The organism is Pseudonocardia lacus (genome assembly GCF_018531445.1).
GTDB classification, from domain to species: domain Bacteria; phylum Actinomycetota; class Actinomycetes; order Mycobacteriales; family Pseudonocardiaceae; genus Pseudonocardia; species Pseudonocardia lacus.
Map to the genome: position 1 here is coordinate 1 of NZ_JAHDTH010000179.1, position 17457 is coordinate 17457.

Annotated in this window: 15 protein-coding genes and 1 pseudogene; 5 read left to right on the forward strand and 11 right to left on the reverse strand. The window is 75.0% G+C overall.

All coding sequences use genetic code 11. The annotated features are described in order from the left end of the window. The 3 genes and pseudogenes from KIK08_RS29380 to KIK08_RS29390 form a co-directional block, all read right to left on the reverse strand. Window positions 1–381: pseudogene (locus tag KIK08_RS29380) on the reverse strand (hypothetical protein); the annotation flags it as partial. 157 nt (window positions 382–538) lie between these two features. Beyond that, a complete protein-coding gene (locus KIK08_RS29385; protein WP_214406541.1) occupies window positions 539–2050 on the reverse strand; it encodes a dynamin family protein in 1512 nt (503 codons plus the stop codon). Continuing rightward, window positions 2047–2574, reverse strand: coding sequence for a DUF3558 family protein (locus tag KIK08_RS29390; protein ID WP_250558057.1), 528 nt, complete (start codon window positions 2572–2574; stop codon window positions 2047–2049). Before KIK08_RS29390 ends, KIK08_RS29385 begins: the two co-directional genes overlap by 4 nt. A 178-nt stretch (window positions 2575–2752) precedes the next feature. On the opposite strand from KIK08_RS29390, the gene KIK08_RS29395 reads away from it, so the two are divergent. Both KIK08_RS29395 and KIK08_RS29400 read left to right on the forward strand, forming a co-directional pair. Further along, window positions 2753–4681 carry an Hsp70 family protein gene (locus tag KIK08_RS29395; RefSeq protein ID WP_214406543.1) on the forward strand — a complete coding sequence of 643 codons (1929 nt, stop codon included), beginning with the start codon at window positions 2753–2755 and terminating at the stop codon, window positions 4679–4681. A 19-nt stretch (window positions 4682–4700) separates the two neighbouring features. Continuing rightward, window positions 4701–5291: a hypothetical protein gene (locus KIK08_RS29400; RefSeq protein WP_214406545.1), complete on the forward strand. Its 591-nt coding sequence runs from the start codon at window positions 4701–4703 to the stop codon at window positions 5289–5291. A gap of 66 nt (window positions 5292–5357) precedes the next feature. Here KIK08_RS29400 and KIK08_RS29405 read toward each other — a convergent pair whose 3' ends face one another. The 8 genes from KIK08_RS29405 to KIK08_RS29440 all read right to left on the reverse strand — a co-directional run bounded on the left by KIK08_RS29405 (window position 5358) and on the right by KIK08_RS29440 (window position 14122). Beyond that, window positions 5358–5582: a hypothetical protein gene (locus KIK08_RS29405; protein ID WP_214406546.1), complete on the reverse strand. Its 225-nt coding sequence runs from the start codon at window positions 5580–5582 to the stop codon at window positions 5358–5360. A 223-nt stretch (window positions 5583–5805) separates the two neighbouring features. Continuing rightward, window positions 5806–7350 carry a sensor histidine kinase gene (locus KIK08_RS41965; RefSeq protein ID WP_214406547.1) on the reverse strand — a complete coding sequence of 515 codons (1545 nt, stop codon included), beginning with the start codon at window positions 7348–7350 and terminating at the stop codon, window positions 5806–5808. 94 nt (window positions 7351–7444) lie between these two features. Beyond that, window positions 7445–8146: a response regulator transcription factor gene (locus KIK08_RS29415; RefSeq protein ID WP_214406548.1), complete on the reverse strand. Its 702-nt coding sequence runs from the start codon at window positions 8144–8146 to the stop codon at window positions 7445–7447. Between the two features lie 132 nt (window positions 8147–8278). Further along, window positions 8279–8776 (reverse strand): DUF5130 family protein, encoded by a 498-nt coding sequence (locus KIK08_RS29420; protein ID WP_214406549.1) that lies wholly within the window; start codon window positions 8774–8776, stop codon window positions 8279–8281. After that, window positions 8763–8996 (reverse strand): aa3-type cytochrome oxidase subunit CtaJ, encoded by a 234-nt coding sequence (gene ctaJ / locus KIK08_RS29425; RefSeq protein ID WP_214406550.1) that lies wholly within the window; start codon window positions 8994–8996, stop codon window positions 8763–8765. The genes KIK08_RS29420 and ctaJ overlap by 14 nt, the downstream gene beginning before the upstream one ends. A gap of 67 nt (window positions 8997–9063) precedes the next feature. Further along, on the reverse strand, window positions 9064–10032 hold the full coding sequence (locus tag KIK08_RS29430) for an endonuclease/exonuclease/phosphatase family protein (RefSeq protein WP_214406551.1): 969 nt from the start codon (window positions 10030–10032) through the stop codon (window positions 9064–9066). A 791-nt stretch (window positions 10033–10823) separates the two neighbouring features. Continuing rightward, window positions 10824–13121: a beta-glucosidase gene (locus tag KIK08_RS29435; protein ID WP_214406553.1), complete on the reverse strand. Its 2298-nt coding sequence runs from the start codon at window positions 13119–13121 to the stop codon at window positions 10824–10826. Next, a complete protein-coding gene (locus KIK08_RS29440) occupies window positions 13118–14122 on the reverse strand; it encodes a LacI family DNA-binding transcriptional regulator (RefSeq protein WP_308257968.1) in 1005 nt (334 codons plus the stop codon). The genes KIK08_RS29435 and KIK08_RS29440 overlap by 4 nt, the downstream gene beginning before the upstream one ends. Window positions 14123–14252: 130 nt before the next feature. Here KIK08_RS29440 and KIK08_RS29445 point away from each other — a divergent pair, with 130 nt between their 5' ends. The 3 genes from KIK08_RS29445 to KIK08_RS29455 are packed head-to-tail and all read left to right on the forward strand — an operon-like array spanning window position 14253 to window position 17364. Then, window positions 14253–15551: an ABC transporter substrate-binding protein gene (locus KIK08_RS29445; protein WP_214406556.1), complete on the forward strand. Its 1299-nt coding sequence runs from the start codon at window positions 14253–14255 to the stop codon at window positions 15549–15551. A gap of 5 nt (window positions 15552–15556) precedes the next feature. Next, window positions 15557–16531, forward strand: a complete 975-nt coding sequence (locus KIK08_RS29450; protein ID WP_308257969.1) for a carbohydrate ABC transporter permease — start codon at window positions 15557–15559, stop codon at window positions 16529–16531. Beyond that, on the forward strand, window positions 16528–17364 hold the full coding sequence (locus KIK08_RS29455; protein WP_214406557.1) for a carbohydrate ABC transporter permease: 837 nt from the start codon (window positions 16528–16530) through the stop codon (window positions 17362–17364). Before KIK08_RS29450 ends, KIK08_RS29455 begins: the two co-directional genes overlap by 4 nt. The last annotated feature ends 93 nt before the right edge of the window (window positions 17365–17457 follow it).

The following is a 17457-nucleotide window of genomic DNA, read 5'->3' on the forward strand; positions in this document are numbered from 1 at the left end:
GCCGGAGCCGCCGTTGCCCGCGGTGGCGGTGCCGCCGCCGGCGCCCGAGGCGCTCCCGCCGGTCCCGACGCCGACGCCGGCCCCGCCGGAGCCGAACCCGTCGCCGCCGTCGCTGAACAGGTCGAGCAGGTCGAACCCGTCGCTGTCGCCGCCGACGCCGACGCCGACGCCGCCGCTGCCCTGGCCGAGGCCGCTGCCGGCGTCGTTGCTGCCGCCGTTGGACTGGGCCGAGCCGCCGTTGCCGCCGCCGCCGTTGACGAGGACGTCGGGGTCGCTGATGGCCGGGCCGCTCGCGCCGCCGGCCCCACCGGCACCGCCGGACGCGTTCTGGGTGTTGTCGTTGATGACGGTCGGGTCCTGGATGAAGCGGAACTCGGGCATCGGGGGCTCCTGTCGCTCGGGAGGTTCGCTTGCCGGGGTCGCTCCACCGGCTTGACGGAGAAGTTACGAGCCGTCACCCCCCGTGGTCATCGGGGCGCGGGCCGAACGCCGTGGGGGTGGGGATGGGGCTGATCCCCCTCCACCTCGGCGCCCGGCCCTAAAACCGCTGCTCAGCGCCCACCAGCAACCCCTCGCAGGTGCGGATGAGCACCCGGCAGGCGTCCGCGGCGGCCCGCGCGGTCATCGGGTTCTCGGCCAGGTCCTGCCAGCGCGAGAGGGCGTCGAGCGCGGCCGCGCGCACGTGCTCCGGGCCGACGTCGGCGGGCAGCCCGAGCCGGGTCGTGGCCGCCGCGCCGGCGTCCCCGAGCAGGCGTTCGGCCTCCCCGACGACCGACGCGGGCAGCGCCACGGCCCGCGAGCGCAGCGCGGACAGCAGCCGCAGCTCGGTGAACTCGTGGGCGCCCGCGAAGATCCGCTCGACCTCGCCGACGAGCCCGGCCGCGCCGGGGCGGGGGTCGGTGCGCAGGAGCCGTTCCAGGGCGAGCAGCGCCGAGCGGGCCTTGAGCAGGTCGCGCCGCTCGGCGAACTGGCTGTGCAGCACGCGCTGCAGGTCCTCCAGCCCGGAGCGGCGCACCAGCTCGGTGGCCAGTGCGGCGGGGCTGTCCAGCCCCTGGCGGATCAGCATCGTCGACAGCCGCAGCCCGAACAGCCCGAACCGGGCCAGCAGCGCGCGGCGGTGGGCGACCCCCAGGCCGGGGGCCGCCCGGGTCACCGGCCCGGAGTCGGCGGTGAATCGGTCGGCGGTCAGCAGCGCGGCGTCGAGGTCCTCGCGCGGGCCTGCGGCCAGCTCGCGCAGCGCGCCGAACTCGGCCTGGCGCAGCGTGCGGCCGGTCTGGGCGACCAGGCCGGCCACCGCGACGACGTTCTGGCACAGCCCGCGCAGCGCGGGCTCGGTGCGGTAGCGCGCGGCCACCGCCCTGGCCGAGATCATCGCCTCCGGCCGCCCGCCGCCGATCTCGTCGGCCCGCGAGATCACCGCCACCGTGTTCACCGACGCCGCCCTGGCCACCCCCTGGTCGCGGAACGCCTCCAGGAACTCCGCGTCCGAGGCGTGCAGCTGGCGCATCAGGTAGATGACGGCGTCGGCCTCGGTGGGGGTGTCGTCGTCGGGGTGCAGGAAGCGCACGGTGCGCCGCGACGTCCCGGTGGACAGCGACGCGGTGCCCGGGGTGTCGATCAGGGTGGCGGCCCGCAGGCTCTGCGACGGCCAGTCGACGACCATCCGGTCGAGCTCGTCGGCCGAGCGGCCCTGCAGGTCGATGACCAGGGCGCCGTCGCGGCGGTCGACGGGCAGCGCGACCGGCGGTCCCGACCGCGGGAACGCCACGATCCGCGGGGCCCGCCCGTCGCGGTACCAGGTGACGACCTGGGTGCACTCGCCCGCGTCGGTCGGCGCGACCTGCTCCCCGACCAGCGCGTTGAGCAGTGTCGACTTGCCGGCCTTGACCTTGCCGGCGACCGCGATCCGCAGCGGCTCGTCCAGCCGCGCGAGGTGCCCGGTCAGCCAGGCGACCGTGCGCGGGTCGTCCTCGTAGTGCGGCACCGCCTTCTGCAGCACGGCGTGCACGGCCGCGATCAGCCCGCCGCGCCCGGTCGCCGGAGCGCTCATCGGCCCGGTCCCGGCTCCCCGGGGGCGGGCAGGTTCTCCAGCACGCCGGGCAGCACGCGCTGCAGCACCTCGCAGGAGTCGGGGGACGCGGCGTCGCGGGCCGCCATCACCACCTGGCTCGCCGAGACCCCGACGTCGTACTGGCAGAACTCGCCGCGCCCGGTGAACGTCTCCAGGGCCGGGTAGCCGGCCAGCCGCACGCGGGTCGTCGTCGGCTCGCTGTTCTCCGCGAGCGTGGCCAGGCCACCGCCGTCGGTGTAGAGGGTGACGTCGAGGCTGGCACCCGCGCCGCTCCAGCGACAGCGCGGCCCTTCCTCGGCGGCGACGGCCGTGCCGGCCCCGCCGACGCCGGCCGCCGCGAGCTGCTCGGCGCTCACCAGCGCACAGGGATCGGTCCCGGTCGCGTCCCGGGCGTCGGTGATGCTTGGTACGGGCGGCAGCACGTTCCCTCCACCACCGCACCCACCAGCTACCACCAACAGCACTAGCAACAGGACGGCCGTTCGCCGAACCCGCTTCGTCATCCCCTTGCTCCCCCTCGCCCGCACACCGGGCACCGTACGCAACCTACCGCTCGCCGTCCGTCACCTCTTCTCTCCGTGCTCGTTCGTTAACACGGCGTCGCCCCAGATCGAAGACGATGCGAGGCCAGTCCTGTCCTCGACGCCGCGAATTCGCACTATCCAGCGTGGAGTAGTACTGATGACGCAAACGGCCTACCGGGTGGGCATCGACCTGGGTACGACCTACTCGGCCGCAGCGGTCTGCCGGGAGGGCGACCCGCGGCCCGAGATCGTGCCGCTCGGCGGGCTGACGCCCTCGGTGGCGTCGATGGTGTTCCTGGCCCCGGACGGGTCGATGGTGTGCGGCGATCCCGCGCAGCGCCGCGCCGTCACCGACCCCCGACGGGTGGTCCGCGAGTTCAAGCGGCGCATCGGCGACGGCACACCGCTCGTCGTCGGCGGGCACCCGGTGCCCGCCGAGACGGTCGCGGCCCGGTTCGTGGCCTGGACGCTGGCCACGGTCGCCGACCGGGAGGGCGGGCCCGCCGACCGGGTCGCCCTGACCCACCCGGCCGAGTGGGGTCCGCACAAGCGGGAGGCCCTGGCCGGCGCGCTGGCCGCGCACGGCGTCACCGACGTGCTGTTCCTGACCGAGCCCGAGGCCGCCGCCATCGGCTACGCCAGCACCGCGCGGGTCGACGTCGGCGGCACGGTCGCCGTCTACGACCTCGGCGGGGGCACCTTCGACGCCGCGGTCGTGCGCAAGCTGGCCGACGGGCGCTGGGAGTCGGTCGGCCAGCCGACGGGCATCGAGCACCTCGGCGGCGTCGACTTCGACCAGGTCGTGTTCGACCACGTGCGCGAGGCCGTCGGGCAGGCCTGGGACGGGCTCGACCCCGCGGACCCGGCCGTGCAGAGCGCGGTCGCCGGGCTGCGCCGGGAGTGCACCGCGGCCAAGGAGGCGCTCTCCGCCGACACCGAGGTGATGGTCCCGGTGATGCTGCCCGGGACGCACCTGCAGGTGCGGATCGGTCGCGCGGAGTTCGAGGAGGCCATCCGCCCTGCCGTCGTGGAGACGGTGGAGGCGCTGCGCCGCGCGCTCGACTCGGCCGGCGTCCCCGACCCCGACGCGGTGCTGCTGGTCGGCGGGTCGTCGCGGATCCCGCTGGTCTCCCAACTGGTCTCGGCCGAGCTCGGCCGGGCCGTCGCGATCGACGCCGACCCCAAGACCGTCATCGCCACCGGCGCGGCGCTGGCCGCCCGCGGACCGGTCGCGGCCGCCGACGACGCCACCGTCGTGGTCCCGCTCCTCGACGCCGAGCCGCCGGCGCCCCCGCTGGCCGCCGAGCCGCCGCCGAGCGAGCAGCACCCCGACGAGGAGCGACCCGCTCCGCGGCGCGGCCCGATCCTGGCGATCGCCGCCGCCGCGGTGGTCGCGGCGACGTTCGCGGTGGGTGCGGTGACCCTGTCGACCGCCGAGGAGCCGGTGGCCGCGGCGGGCACCATCGCGGCTCCGGCCGACCCGACCACCGGGCAGGCCACCGTCGAGGGCGGGCAGGTCGACCCGTGGACCGGCGAGGTCGCCACCGACACGTCGGCCCCCGGCCCGCGTCGGCCGCGCGCGGTCGCCGCGGCGGCGAAGCCGGGCAGCCGGATCATCGGGACGGGCGCGGCGGGGGCGTCGGCCGCCGGCGGGGCGAGCCGGACGGTGGACGTCAACCCACCGCCGGGTGTACCGGCCCCGAACCCGCCGGTCGGGCCGCCGTCGCCGCAGCCGGTCGACCCACCGCCACTGCCGGTGGACCCCCCGTCGCCGCCAGTGGACCCGCCGTCGCCGCCTGTCGACCCCCCGTCGCCGGAACCGGTCGACCCACCGCCGTCGCCGGTCGACCCCCCGTCGCCGGAACCGGTCGACCCACCGCCGCCCGTCGACCCCCCGTCGCCGGAGGACCCGCCCTCCCCGCCCGTCGACCCGCCGTCCGAGCCGGCCGACCCGCCGTCCCAGCCGGCCGACCCGCCCTCGGCGCAGCCGGACCCGCCCTCCGACGGCGTCACCACCTCGGCGGCCCCGGCCCCCGACCCCTCCACGTCCGTGCCCGACGACGGAGCCGCGCCGACCACCACCTGACGAACGGAGCGATCAGCACATGAGCACCGGGCCCGGGGACCCGATGACGCAGGCCCCCACCACCAGACTCCACGCGGTCGACCGGCAGCCGGACCGGCCGCCCCCGCCCCCGTCGCGGCCGCGGTTCGAGTTCCGCCCGCCGCCGTCGGCGGAGTGCATCCCCCGCCCGCCGGTGCTGACCGCGGCCGGCGCGCTGTGGATGGTCGCGGCCGCCGCACTGCTGCTGGCGGTGGTGCTGCCGCTGGTCGGCGTGGGCGATCTGTGGGCCGACGTGACCGCGCTGGTGACCCGCGACTTCCCGAACGAGTCGCCGACCACGCGGGACCGCGCGATCGCCGCGCTGACCGTGGGCGTGGTCGGCAGCGGGGTGCTGCTGGCGCTGCTGGAGGCCGGAGCGGCGGCGGCGGTGCGCTCGGGGCGGTCGGGGGCGCGGATCCTGCTGGCGCTGCTGTGCGCACTGACCGTGGTGCACGCGCTGGTGATGGTGGAGGTCGCGACGCCGCTCAGCTCGGCGCTGCTGGGCACCGGCGTCGCGCTCGGGCTGGTGGCGACGGTGCTGATGTTCCTGCCGGGGACGACGGCCTGGCTGGCCCAGCCGCGCCGGCACTGACCGGCCCGACGGACGGAACGGCCCCCGCGGCGCATCGCGCCGCGGGGGCCGTCCGGCGTTGTGGGGTCAGCCGACGAGCCCCCAGCGGCGCAGGCCGCGCCGGATCGGGCCGCCGAGCTTGCGGTACTCCTCGCAGACCCCGGCGCCGCAGGCGCCGCAGTCCGAACCGGGGCGGTAGTGCTCGTGGGCGTCCTTGCCGTGGCCGCAGGCGCACGGGGCGATGACGGTCTGCTGGGCCGGCGGGGCCGGCGGCTCCTGCGGGCGCCACTGCGGGACGCGGATCTCGGGCATCGACGGCACCCCGGTCGGCGGTGTGAGAACCGACGAGCCCGGAGAGCGCGGACGCCCGCGGCGACCGGGTCGCTGCTCGGATGTCGAGTCCCCCATCGTGGGTGCCCTGCCCTTCGTGGATCGGGGTCCCGGTGGGGACCCGCTCGCGTTGCCAGTATGCGACTCGGACACCCTTTCGGGTGGCCGTTTCGGCAGACAAACGCTGAGGGACGCGCGAGGTCACTCAGTGGTTGTCCGACGCCGCCGAGGATACGACAGGCGGTCCGTCCTCAGCGACGGGCGGTCGGGTGCTTGTGACTTCCGCCACAGATGGCAGGGTCAGGGTTGCCACGCACCCGGCCTCCCCGACCGCGTCGGCGATCGTCAGGTCGCCCCCGGCCTCCTGGGCCAGCCGGGCGCTGATGGCCAGCCCGTACCCCTGGCCGCCCGCCTGCTCGTCGTGCACGCCGCGTTCCAGGACGTGCCCGGCGGTCTCCGGGGGCAGGCCGGGGCCCGCGTCGCGGACCTCGATCCGAACCCGCCCGTCGTGCTCGTGGGCGCTGATGGTGATCGGGGCACCGGGGGCGTGCCGGTCGCAGTTGGCCAGCAGGTTGGTCAGGATCTGGGCCAGCGTGTCCGGCGAGCCCGCGGCGCGCACGCCCACCTGCATGCGCAGCTCCAGCCGGCCCGCCCCGGGCCCGGCCGCCGTCTGGCGCAGGGTGGCCCGGTCCGTCAGGACCTGTGGCACCGAGTAGCCCGGACCGATCGGGCGGGTCACGGCGAGGGCCGCGCCCGGGACGTCCGCCCCGCCGGCGTTCACCAGCGCCTGCAGGCGGTCGAGCTCGGTCAGCACGGCGTGCCGCAGCGCCTCGTGCTCGCCCTCCGAGGACGTTCCGCTGAGCAGGTGGGTGATGCCGGCCAGCCCGGCCAGGCCGTTGCGCATCTCGTGGTCGCGCTCGGCGGCGATCTCCTGGGCCCGTTCCAGGTGCACGGCCGCGGAGGCGATCTCGTCCTGCTGCTCCCAGTTGCGCGCCTGCAGCCGCCCGACCCCCTCCTGCACCATCTGCGCGAGCCCGACCACGAGCACGACGAGCCCGACCAGCCGCAGGCCGTCGAAGGCCAGGTTGACCTGCTCGGCGGACGCTCCCGACGCGACCCGGTACAGCTGGGCGACGGCCAGCACGACCAGCCCCAGCCCGAGCCGCAGCCAGGACGTGCTGCGGGCGCGGAACGCCTCCGCGGCGAACGCGACGGCCGCCGCCGTCCAGCCGATCAGGACGGCGACGGTGGGCACGAACTGCTCGGTGAAGGCCTGCAGGCCGCTGCCGGGCGGCAGGCCGAGCGTGCCGAACCCCAGCCCGGCCCCGGCCGCCGCCACCGCCCACCCGCCCCACGCCCCGAGCACGCGCGGCGGGCGCACGGACACCACGAGGAGCACCATCGCGGCCAGGTAGACCAGGAGCATCGGCGAGCGCTGGGCGCCCCCGGTCTTGGCCTCCTCCAGCGTCGACCACGGCAGCACGACCGCGCAGTAGAGCACGAGCGCGGCGGCGATCCAGGCCATCCTGCGGTCGTCGAGCACCCGCGAGGCGAACAGCGCCAGCACGGCCGATCCGGCGCCGGTGCCGGCCGCGGCGAACGTCAGCAGGTCGTGCGCCGAGCGGGGCAGCACGTCGCCCACGAACTCGGTCTGCATCAGGACGGCGACCACCGCGCCGACCCCGCTGACCACCAGGACGTCGGAGACCGGGCGGTAGTGCAGGCGCCTTCCGCGCAACCGCGCCGTCACGACTACCCCCTCCGTGTCCCACCGCATCCGGAGCAGACGATCCTAGGCGCAATGCGTGATCGACCGCTCACCGAAAGGCATCCTCCGGGTGGCGCTATCGCTCGGTGGCGCTGCGGAAGAGCGCAACGGCTTCGAGCTGTGAGGTGACCTCCAGCTTCGTCAGCACCGCCCGGATCTGGGTGCGGACCGTCGCGAGCGACACCACGAAGTGGTCGGCGACGGCCTGCGCCCGGTGCCCGCCGGCCAGCAGGTCCAGCACCTCGTACTCGCGCGGGGTGAGCCGGTCGAGCTTGGCGGCCAGCTTGCGCCGCTCGGCGCTGCGCTGGCGGTACACCGCGATGAGCTGGTCGCGGCGGGCGGGCGGCATGGCGTCGCGGCCGCTCAGCGCGGCGCGCACGGCCCGCAGCAGCACGGTGGTCGGCGCCATCTTCGGCACCCAGGCCAGCGCGCCGGCGTCGAGCGCGGCACCGATGCGGACGTTGCTGGCGGTGCCGGACATCATCAGCACCGGCCAGCCGGCCGCGCGCAGCGGCTCGACCAGTGTGACGCCGTCGATCGGTCGGCCCGCCGCGTCGCGGCCGAGGTCGATGTCGAGCAGCACGACCCCCGGCTCCAGCTCGCCCGCGGCGGCCAGCACGGCGCCCGGCGTGCCGGGCCGGCACAGGTGCGCCGAGAAGCCGTGCGTGCGCAGGCTCAGCTGCAGCGACTCACCGAGGAGCTCGTGGTCGTCGACGATGAGGACGGTGGCGGAGGACGGCTGGGCCGGTCGTGGCGGACCGGGTAACGGCGTGGTCATCAGGGTGGACACCCGGGGTAGTCGTGAGCATGTGCTTCACCAACGATTGCACTCGCTCGACGACTCGCTGTAGTTACCCCGAACCGGGCGAAAGCCCTCGCCGTCGGGTGTCGCTGCCGCCACCCGGACGGGTCAGCGCTGGCGGCGCCGCCCGCCGGCCTGGTCGGCCAGCATCCGCAGCCCGCTCAGCAGCCCGCCGAGCAGGTCGCCCTCCCGGAAGGAGGCCACCATGCTCATCACCGCGAGCTTGGCGCCCCGGTCGAGCAGCCGCACCCGCGCCTCCGGCCCGGTGATGACCTCGACCAGCCGCTGGCCGGGGCTCACCGCGACGAGCACGGCCTCCGCCGAGCCCTCCAGCTGGGAGTGCAGCTGGCCGGCCCGCTCGGCCGGTGCGTCGCCCAGGTCGCCCAGGTAGACGCTGAAGCGCAGCCCGCTCTCCCGGCTGGCCAGCGTGAGCGCCTCGTCGAGGCGGGTCAGCTGGACCGGGGTGAACGGCTGGTCGGCGCGGGACTCCTCGCGGAACTCCACCGCCGACGACACCCGCCCGGAGACGGTGCGGACCGTGCCCTCCGGCAGGTTCTCGTCCTCGACGACGTCGACGACTCCGTGGCCGTGCTCACCAGCTGCCACGGGCACCTCCTCGGTCACCGGCCACGGGGTGGCCGTCGGCGGCGGGCAGCTGTGCGCCCTCGGGGTTGGCCGTCCACCACAGCGGCTCGTAGGGCCACGGCTGGCCGGAGCGGTAGCGGGGTCGGTCGGCGCGCCGCGGCACGACGACCAGGGCGACGATGAGCAGGTACAGGCCCACCGTCGGCACCACGAACACGAGGATCGTCTGCAGGACGCTCACGGCGCAGAATCTAGTTCACCCCAGGTCCGCGCGGGCACACCGGGCCGCGGCGGGTCGCGGCCCCGGCTCAGTCCTCGCGACCCAGTGCCACCTCGGCCAACACGGCCCGGTGGTCGGTCCCCGCGAGGTCGACGATCTCCAGCCGCCGCGTCGTCGTCCCGACGGGCACCAGCACGTGGTCGATGTGGATGCCGAACCACCGGGGGAACTTCGCCGGGTACGTGCCGATGAGCCCCTTGCCGGTGCCCGCCGCGGCGCTGCGCGTGCCGCCCAGCGCGGCGCGGAAGGCGGCGTGGTCGTGGGTGGCGTTGAAGTCGCCCGCGACGATCGGGGCGGGCGTGGCCCGCGTCCACCGCCCGAGGACCTCCATGTCGCCGCTCCACCGCGGGATGAGCCTGCGGTGCAGCGGCGCGGTGGCGTGGATGCCCCGGAACACCCGCCCACCCAGCCGCCCGCCCGTGACCTCCAGGTGCGCGAGCCGCATCTCCCGCACCTGCCGCACGCGCACGTCGCCCATGTCGTCGGAGACCAGGACGGTGACCGAGTGCACGTCGCGCGCCCCCGGCGGCGTCGACACCCACGACCGGTAGCCGAGCCCCCCGACCAGCGGCATCAGCTTGTCGCGGAAGTCGTGGCCGGCCTCGGGCAGCACGACGATGTCGGGGTGCTCGCGCTCGACGAGCGTCGCCAGCTCCCCCGTGTCGGCCCGCCCCTTGAGCACGTTGGCCGCCAGGACCTTCAGCTCGGTGCCGCCCTCCGGCACCACCCCCGCGGGCCTGCGCACCCCCCGCTCGGCCACCGCCGCCAACCCCACCAACCCCACGACCCCCACCCCGACGGCCATCGGCCGGGTCGCCCGCGCCGGCGCCAGCACCGCCGCCACCGCCAACGCCACCGCCACGGCCTGCGGCCGCAGGGATACGGAGTCGACGAACGGGAACCGGGAGTCCAGCCGCAGCCGGTCGGGCAGCACCGCGAACGCGGCGACCACCCCCGCCACTACGGCGCGGAACGGGATGGGACGTCGCCTGGCCATAGGTGGTGATCCTTCCGGACGGGTTCGGGGTCCCGCGCCCGGCACACCCACCGGCGACGCATCCGGCCCAACGGTGTGCGGGACCGGCGAGTTCCTGCTCGGTTTCGAGGGCTTCCGGCGGCGCCTTCGGCGTTCTTGACGGGCCTCCGGCGGCTCCTGCGCGGCGGGCGACCTCAGATCAAGCAGGGGCTTCGAGGGGTGGAGTGGCCGCTCCGCGGCCGGGCCGGGGCCGGGCGAGGGCGGGCGGGGCGGGGTGTCCGCGCAGCGCCAGCGGGTGTCCTCACAGCGCGGGGTAGGCCGTCCTCGCAGCCTCGGACGGGCGTCGCAGCACCGGGTGGGTACTCGCAGCCCACCGGCGGGCTGCGACGACCCACCCAAAGCTGCGAGACACCCACAACACACGACCGACACGGCCGAAAGCGGACCTCACAGGCCCCGACCACCCCCCGGCGCTGCCCGCCGTGATCCACAACCACGTCGCAGACTTTGCCCACCCGGCGCAGACCCCCCGGACCCTGCGCCGAGTACACAAACCCTGCGACGTGGCCCAGACGCCCCGCAGGGCGCCCGCACACACCCGCCGGGCGTCACGCCCACCACGGACCGAACGGGAGCCCGGGACCCTCCCCAAGCCCCCTGCTCGATCAGAGGTCGCCCGCCGCGAAGGCGCCGCCGGAGGCCCCTCAGAAGCCCGCCGCGCAGGCGCCGCCGGCGGCCCCTCAACAGCCCTCCGCAGGCGCCGCCGGAGGCCCCTCGACAGCGCCGAAGGCGCCGGCGGGCCCCTCACAGGATCAGCCGACCGAAACCCCAGCCTCCAACACCCGGTCCACCCCGACGACCCGCCGCTCCCCCACCAGCTCCACATCCACGACCGTCCGCACATCGGCAGCCGACGCCCCCACCAGCACCTGCGCACCCCCCGGCGTCACGACCTTCTCCCCGCCCCGCCCCGTGTACGCCGTGAGATCGGCCGACAGCGCGAACCGCACGGTCCGCCGCGCTCCCGCGGCCAGGTCGACGCGGGCGAACGCGATGAGCCGCTGGGTGGGTTGGACGACGTCGGCGACGGTCCGCCGCAGGTACACCTGCACCACCTCGGAGGCGGGCCGGTCGTGGGGGTTGGTGAGGGTCAGGGTGATGTCGAGGGTGCCGTCGGTGGCCCACTCGGCGCCGCCGGCGGTGGCGTCCGACCAGGTCACCGGCGTGTAGGAGAGCCCGTGGCCGAACGGGAAGAGGGGGGTCGGGTCGACGGAGGTGACCTCGGAGGGGCCGGTGAGGGGGGCGCCGGGGCCGCCGGGTTGCACGGTGCCGGCGCCGGGGAAGGCGACGGGGAGGCGGCCGGCGGGGTTGATCCGGCCGGTGAGGACGCCGGCGAGGGCGGGGGCTCCTTCCTCGCCGGGGTAGAAGCCGGAGACGATCGCGGCGAGCCGGTCGGCCTGCCGGGACAGGTCGTAGGGGCGCCCGCTGAGCAGCACCAGTACGACGGGGGTGCCGGTGGCGAGCACGGCGTCCAGCAGTTCCTCCTGGCGGCCGGGCAGCCGCAGGTCGACGGCGTCGCAGCCCTCGCCGGAGGTGCCGCGGCCGAACAGGCCCGCCTGGTCGCCGAGGGCGAGGACGCACACGTCGACGTCGCGGGCGAGGGCGACGGCGTCGGCGATGCCGGTGTCGTCGCCGCCGAGGACGGGGCAGCCCTCGGCGAAGGGCACCTCGTCGGGCAGGGCGGTGCGCAGCGCGTCGAGGAGGGTGCGGACCTCGATGCCGATCGGCACGTCGGGGTGCTGCCCTCCGACGTGCACCGGGAAGGCGTAGCAGCCCATGACGGCGGTGGGGTCGTCGGCGCGCGGGCCGACGACGCCGACGCGGGCGTCGGGGCGCAGCGGGAGGGTGCCGTCGTTGGTCAGCAGCACGATCGCGCGTTCGGCGAGCAGCCGGGCGACCTCGCGGGACTCGGGCGGGTCGAGGTCGAACGGGCCGGGGGCGTCGGGCTCCCAGCCGGGGTCGAGCAGCCCCAGCTCGATCTTCTGGCGCAGCACCCGCAGCAGGGCGCGGTCGATGTCGGCCTCGTCGACCGCACCGCTCTCGACGGCCGCGACCAGGGGCGGGCCGAAGCAGTCCACGGTGGGCAGTTCGACGTCCACCCCGGACCGCAGCGCCAGCGCGGCGGCGGCCGTCCGGTCGCCGGCGACGGCGTGCAGCTTGTGCAGGAAGGCGACGGCGAAGTAGTCGGAGACGGTGGTGCCGGTGAAGCCGAGCCGCTCCCGCAGCAGGCCGGTGAGCAGGTCGGGGTCGCCGGTCGCCGGCACGCCGTCGAGGTCGTTGTAGGCGGGCATGACCGAGCGCGCCCCGGCCCGCAGCGCCATCTCGAACGGCGGCAGCAGCACGTCGGCGAGCTCGCGCGGGCCGATCGCGACCGGGGCCATGTTGCGCCCGCCGCGACCGGCGGAGTAGCCGACGAAGTGCTTGAGCGTGGCGATGACGCCGGCGGACTGCACGCCCCGCACGTACGCGGCGCCGAGGGTGCCGACCAGCAGCGGCTCCTCGCCGATGGTCTCCTCGACGCGGCCCCAGCGCAGGTCGCGGGCGACGTCGACGACCGGGGCCAGGCCCTGGTGCACGCCCAGCGCGCGCATGCTCGCGCCGATGCGCTCGCCCATGCGCCGCACCAGTTGCGGGTCGAAGCTCGCGCCCCAGCACAGCGGGGCCGGGTAGACGGTGGACCGCCAGGCGGCCAGCCCGGTGAGGATCTCCTCGTGGACGACGGCGGGGATGGTGAACCGGTTGGCCGCGGTGACCGCGCGCTGGGTGGCCGCGACGGACGCGGCCCCGGCCTGCGGGTCGACGGGGGCGGTGCCGAACGGGCGGGTCAGCTGGCCGATGCCCAGCGGGAGCAGGGCGTCGAGGTCGACCGGGTCGGCGGTCTCGTCGTGCTGGTGGGGGGCGACGCCGCCGGCTTCGGCCGCGCCCACCCAGATGCCGGAGAGCTGGGCGACCTTCTCGGCGACGGTCATCTCGGCGATCAGCGCGGCGGCGCGCTCGCCGGGGTCGCGGCCGGGCTCGCGCCAGGTGGCGGTGCGGGGTCCGGCGGTCATCGCGGACCCGCCGTGGTGTCGCGCACGACCATCCGCGTGGGCAGCCTGACCGGGCGCGGATCGGGTCGTTCGCCGCCGAGGATGGCCACGACCATCTCGATGGCCCGTTGGCCCATGAGCTGGATGGGCTGCTCGACGGTGGTCAGCATCGGACGGGTCAAGGTGCTCTCCGGGATGTTGTCGAAGCCGACGACCGACAAGTCTTCTGGTACCCGCATGCCGAGTGTGAGCGCCATGTCCATGGTGGCGATGGCGGAGATGTCGTTCGCGGCGAAGACCGCCGTCGGGGGGTCGGGCAGCCGGAGCAGGCCGTGCGCGGCGTTCGCCGAGAGCGCCTCGGCGTAGTCGCCGGCCACCACCAGCGCGGGGTCGACGGGGACGTCGGCGGCGGCCATGGCCGCCCGGAAGCCGTCCTCGCGCAGCCGGGCGGACTCCAGGTCGGCGCGCCCGCCGATGAACGCGATCCGGCGGTGGCCCAGCTCGAGCAGGTGCTCGGTGGCCAGCTCGGCGCCGCGGCGGTTGTCCGAGTCGACGGTGGGCACGTCCTCGCCGCCGGTGTGCGGGTCGACCGCGACGACCGGGGCGCCGTAGGACGGGGCGAGCACCGTGGGCGTGACGATCACGGCGCCGTCGATGAGCGTCCCGGACAGCCGCGACAGGTAGCGGTTCTCCCAGCCCACGGCGTGCGCGGGTTCGCCGCCCGCGGAGTAGACGACCAGCTCGTACCCGGTGCCGCGGATGGCCTTGGCCGCCCCCTTGAGCAGCTCGGCGCTGAACGGCTCGATGTCGGTGACCAGCACGCCGATGACGTTGGTCCGCTGGTTGCGCAGGCTGCGCGCCACGAGGCTGGACTCGTAGCCGAGCTGCTCGATCGCGGCCCGCACCCGCTCGATGGTGCTCGCCGACACGCCGTAGCGGTCGTTGATCACCTTCGAGACCGTGGCGACCGAAACGCCCGCCTGAGCCGCGACGTCGCGGATGGTGGCCCGACTGGTAGTCACGGGCCGGGACGCTAGCAGGACGAAAACGTTATCGACAACGATTGACACGCGGCCGTGTGGCCAGCACCATTCCCCCTCACCGAAGCCGCCAGAGGCCTGCCTGCGACGCCAGACCCCGAGAGGACCCCTCATGCTTCGATCCACGCGCGTGGCCGCGCTGCTAGCCGCCGCGCTGCTCACCGCCACCACCGCCGCGTGCGCCGGTGGTGGCGGCGCCGCCGCCCCGGCCACGTCGCCGGACGGCAAGCAGGTGATCACGTGGTGGCACAACGCCACCCAGGACACCCTCAAGGACTACTTCCAGGACGCCGCCGACCGGTTCACGGCCGCGCACCCGGACGTCACGTTCCAGATCGAACCCGTGCAGAACGAGACGATCCAGACCAAGATCCGGGTCGGCCTGCAGAGCAACGACCCGCCGGACCTGTTCCAGCAGTGGGGCGGCGGTGACCTGGCCACCCAGGTCGAGTCGGGCAAGATCGCCGACATCACCGACGCCACCAAGGACGTCGTGGAGTCGATGGGCCCGATCGCCGACCCGTGGTCGGTCGACGGCAAGCAGTACGGCCTGCCCTACAGCGTCGGCGTGACCGGGCTCTGGTACCGCACCGACCTGTTCGCGCAAGCCGGGATCACCCAGACCCCGAAGACCATGGACGAGTTCTACGCCGTGGTCGACCAGCTCAAGGCGGCCGGGATCGTGCCGGTGGCGCTGGGCGGCAAGGACAAGTGGCCCGACGCGTTCTGGTGGGCCAACTTCGCCACCCGCGAGTGCCCGCAGGCCGCGCTGGAGGCGGTGACCACCGACCTGGCCATGACCGACCCGTGCTTCGTCAAGGCGGGCCAGGACGTCCAGCAGCTCATCGCGGCGAACCCCTTCCAGGAGGGCTTCCTGGCCACGCCGGCGCAGGAGGGCGCGGCCAGCTCGGCCGGCATGCTGGCCAACGGCCAGGCCGCCATGGAGCTGATGGGCCACTGGAACGAGGGCCAGACCACCGGTCTGACCCCGGACAAGCAGCCGCTGGGCGACAAGCTCGGCTGGTTCCCGTTCCCGACCGTCCCCGGTGGGAAGGGCACGCCCGGGGCCACGGTGGGCGGCGGCGACGGCTTCTCCTGCTCCGCCTCGGCCCCTCCGGCCTGCGTCGAGTTCCTGAAGTTCCTGGCCTCCGACGAGGAGCAGTCCACCTTCGGGGCCACCAACACCGGCCTGCCGGCCGCCAAGGCCGCGGAGTCCTCGGTCACCGGCACCTCCATCAAGGCCGTGCTGGAGGCCCGCGGGGCCAGCCCGTACAACCAGCTCTACTTCGACAAGGCCCTGCCGACCGATGTCGGCCAGGCCCTCAACGACGAGATCGCCGGGCTGTTCGCGGGCACCTCGGACCCGCAGCGCATCGTCGACGTGGTGGCCGAGGCCGCCGCGAGCAGGTAGCAGTGGTGACGACCACCAGCCCTCGGCAGGTGGCCGTGCCGCCCGTCGGGGACCGGCCCCAGCGCCGGTCCCCGACGGGGCGGTCCTCGGCCCGGCGTCGGGGCGAGATCGCCCTGTTCCTCGGGCCAGCACTGCTGCTCTACGCGACCTTCGTCATCGTGCCGATGGTGCTGGCCGGCTACTACAGCCTGTTCAACTGGAACGGCCTGGGCCCGCTGGACCAGTTCATCGGCATCGACAACTACACCCGGGCGGCGGGCGACCCCGTCTTCCGGGCCGCGGTGGGGCACAACGCCCTGATCGTGGTGCTGTCGGTCGTCGTGCAGCTGCCCCTGGCGCTCGCGCTGGCGCTGCTGCTCAACCGGCGGCTGCGCGGGCGGGCGATCCTGCGGATGGTGCTGTTCGCGCCCTACGTGCTCGCCGAGGTCGTCACCGCGGTGGCCTGGCAGCTCATCCTGCAGCCGTCGGGGCCGCTCAACACCCTGCTGGAGAACATGGGCCTGGAGAGCTGGGCACAGCTCTGGCTGGCCGACCGCGACCTGGTCATCTACTCGCTGTTCATCGTGATCACCTGGAAGTACCTCGGGTTCGGGATCGTGCTGTTCCTGGCCGGGCTGCAGGGCGTGCCCAACGAGCTGCTGGAGGCGGCGACCGTCGACGGCGCATCGGCCTGGCACCGCACCCGCTACGTCGTGCTGCCGCTGCTCGGCCCGACCATCCGGATCTGGATCTTCCTGTCGGTGATCGGCGCGCTGCAGCTGTTCGACCTGGTCTGGATCATGACGAAGGGCGGGCCGTCGAACGCGTCGGTGACGATGGCGACCTTCCTCATCGACCGCGGCTTCGAGCGCTCGCAGATCGGCTACGGCAGCGCCGCCGCCGTCCTGCTGTTCATCATCTCGTTCGTGTTCGCCCTGCTCTACCAGCGGTACGTGATGCGCCGTGACACCGAGGGCGCGCTGACCAGGAGGGTGGGATGACGACGATCTCGACCAGCCGGAGCCGGTGGACCTCGCCGCTGGTGTACGTGGTCGCGCTGGCCGTCGCCGGCGTCACGATCGCGCCGATCGTGTACGTGATCATCGGCGGGTTCCGCACCACCGGCCAGATCGCGGCCGACCCCATCGGCCTGCCCGACCCGTGGGTGCCCGGCAACTACGCCGACGCCGCGGCGACCGGCACGTTCTGGGGGCAGGCGGCCAACAGCCTGATCATCGCCACGGTCACCACCCTGCTGGCCGTCGGCTTCGGGGCCATGGCGGCGTTCGCGCTGGCCCGGATGGAGTTCCGCGGGCGCGACGGGCTGTACTCCTTCTTCGTGCTGGGGCTGCTGTTCCCGGTCGCGGTCGCGGTGCTGCCGCTCTACCTGCTGCTGCGCAACCTCGACCTGACCGGGCTGCTGGCCGTCGCGGTGCCGCAGGCGGCGTTCGCGCTGCCGGTGACGATCGTGATCCTGCGCCCGTTCATGCGCAACGTGCCCGGCGAGCTGGAGGACGCGGCCACCATCGACGGCTGCGGGCGGATGCGGTTCTTCTGGCAGATCCTGCTGCCGCTGTCGCGGCCGGCGCTGGTCACCGTGTCGGTGCTGGCCGTGGTCAACAGCTGGAACGCCTTCCTGCTGCCGCTGCTCGTGCTGGGCGACCCGGCGGAGTACACGCTGCCGCTGGGCACCGCGGCGTTCAGCTCGCAGTACGGCTCGGACACCGCCCGCATCCTGGCGTTCACCGCGCTGTCGATGCTGCCGGCGCTGCTGTTCTTCATGCTCGCCGAGCGGAAGATGGTCGGCGGTCTCGCGGGGTCGGTGAAGGGCTAGCCGTACCCGATCAAGGCTCGCGGCGGCGGCGACCCTGCCGTGGGCCGGGCGTGCCGTTCGCCGTGCCGCGTCCGGGGCCGCCAGCGGGGGCTC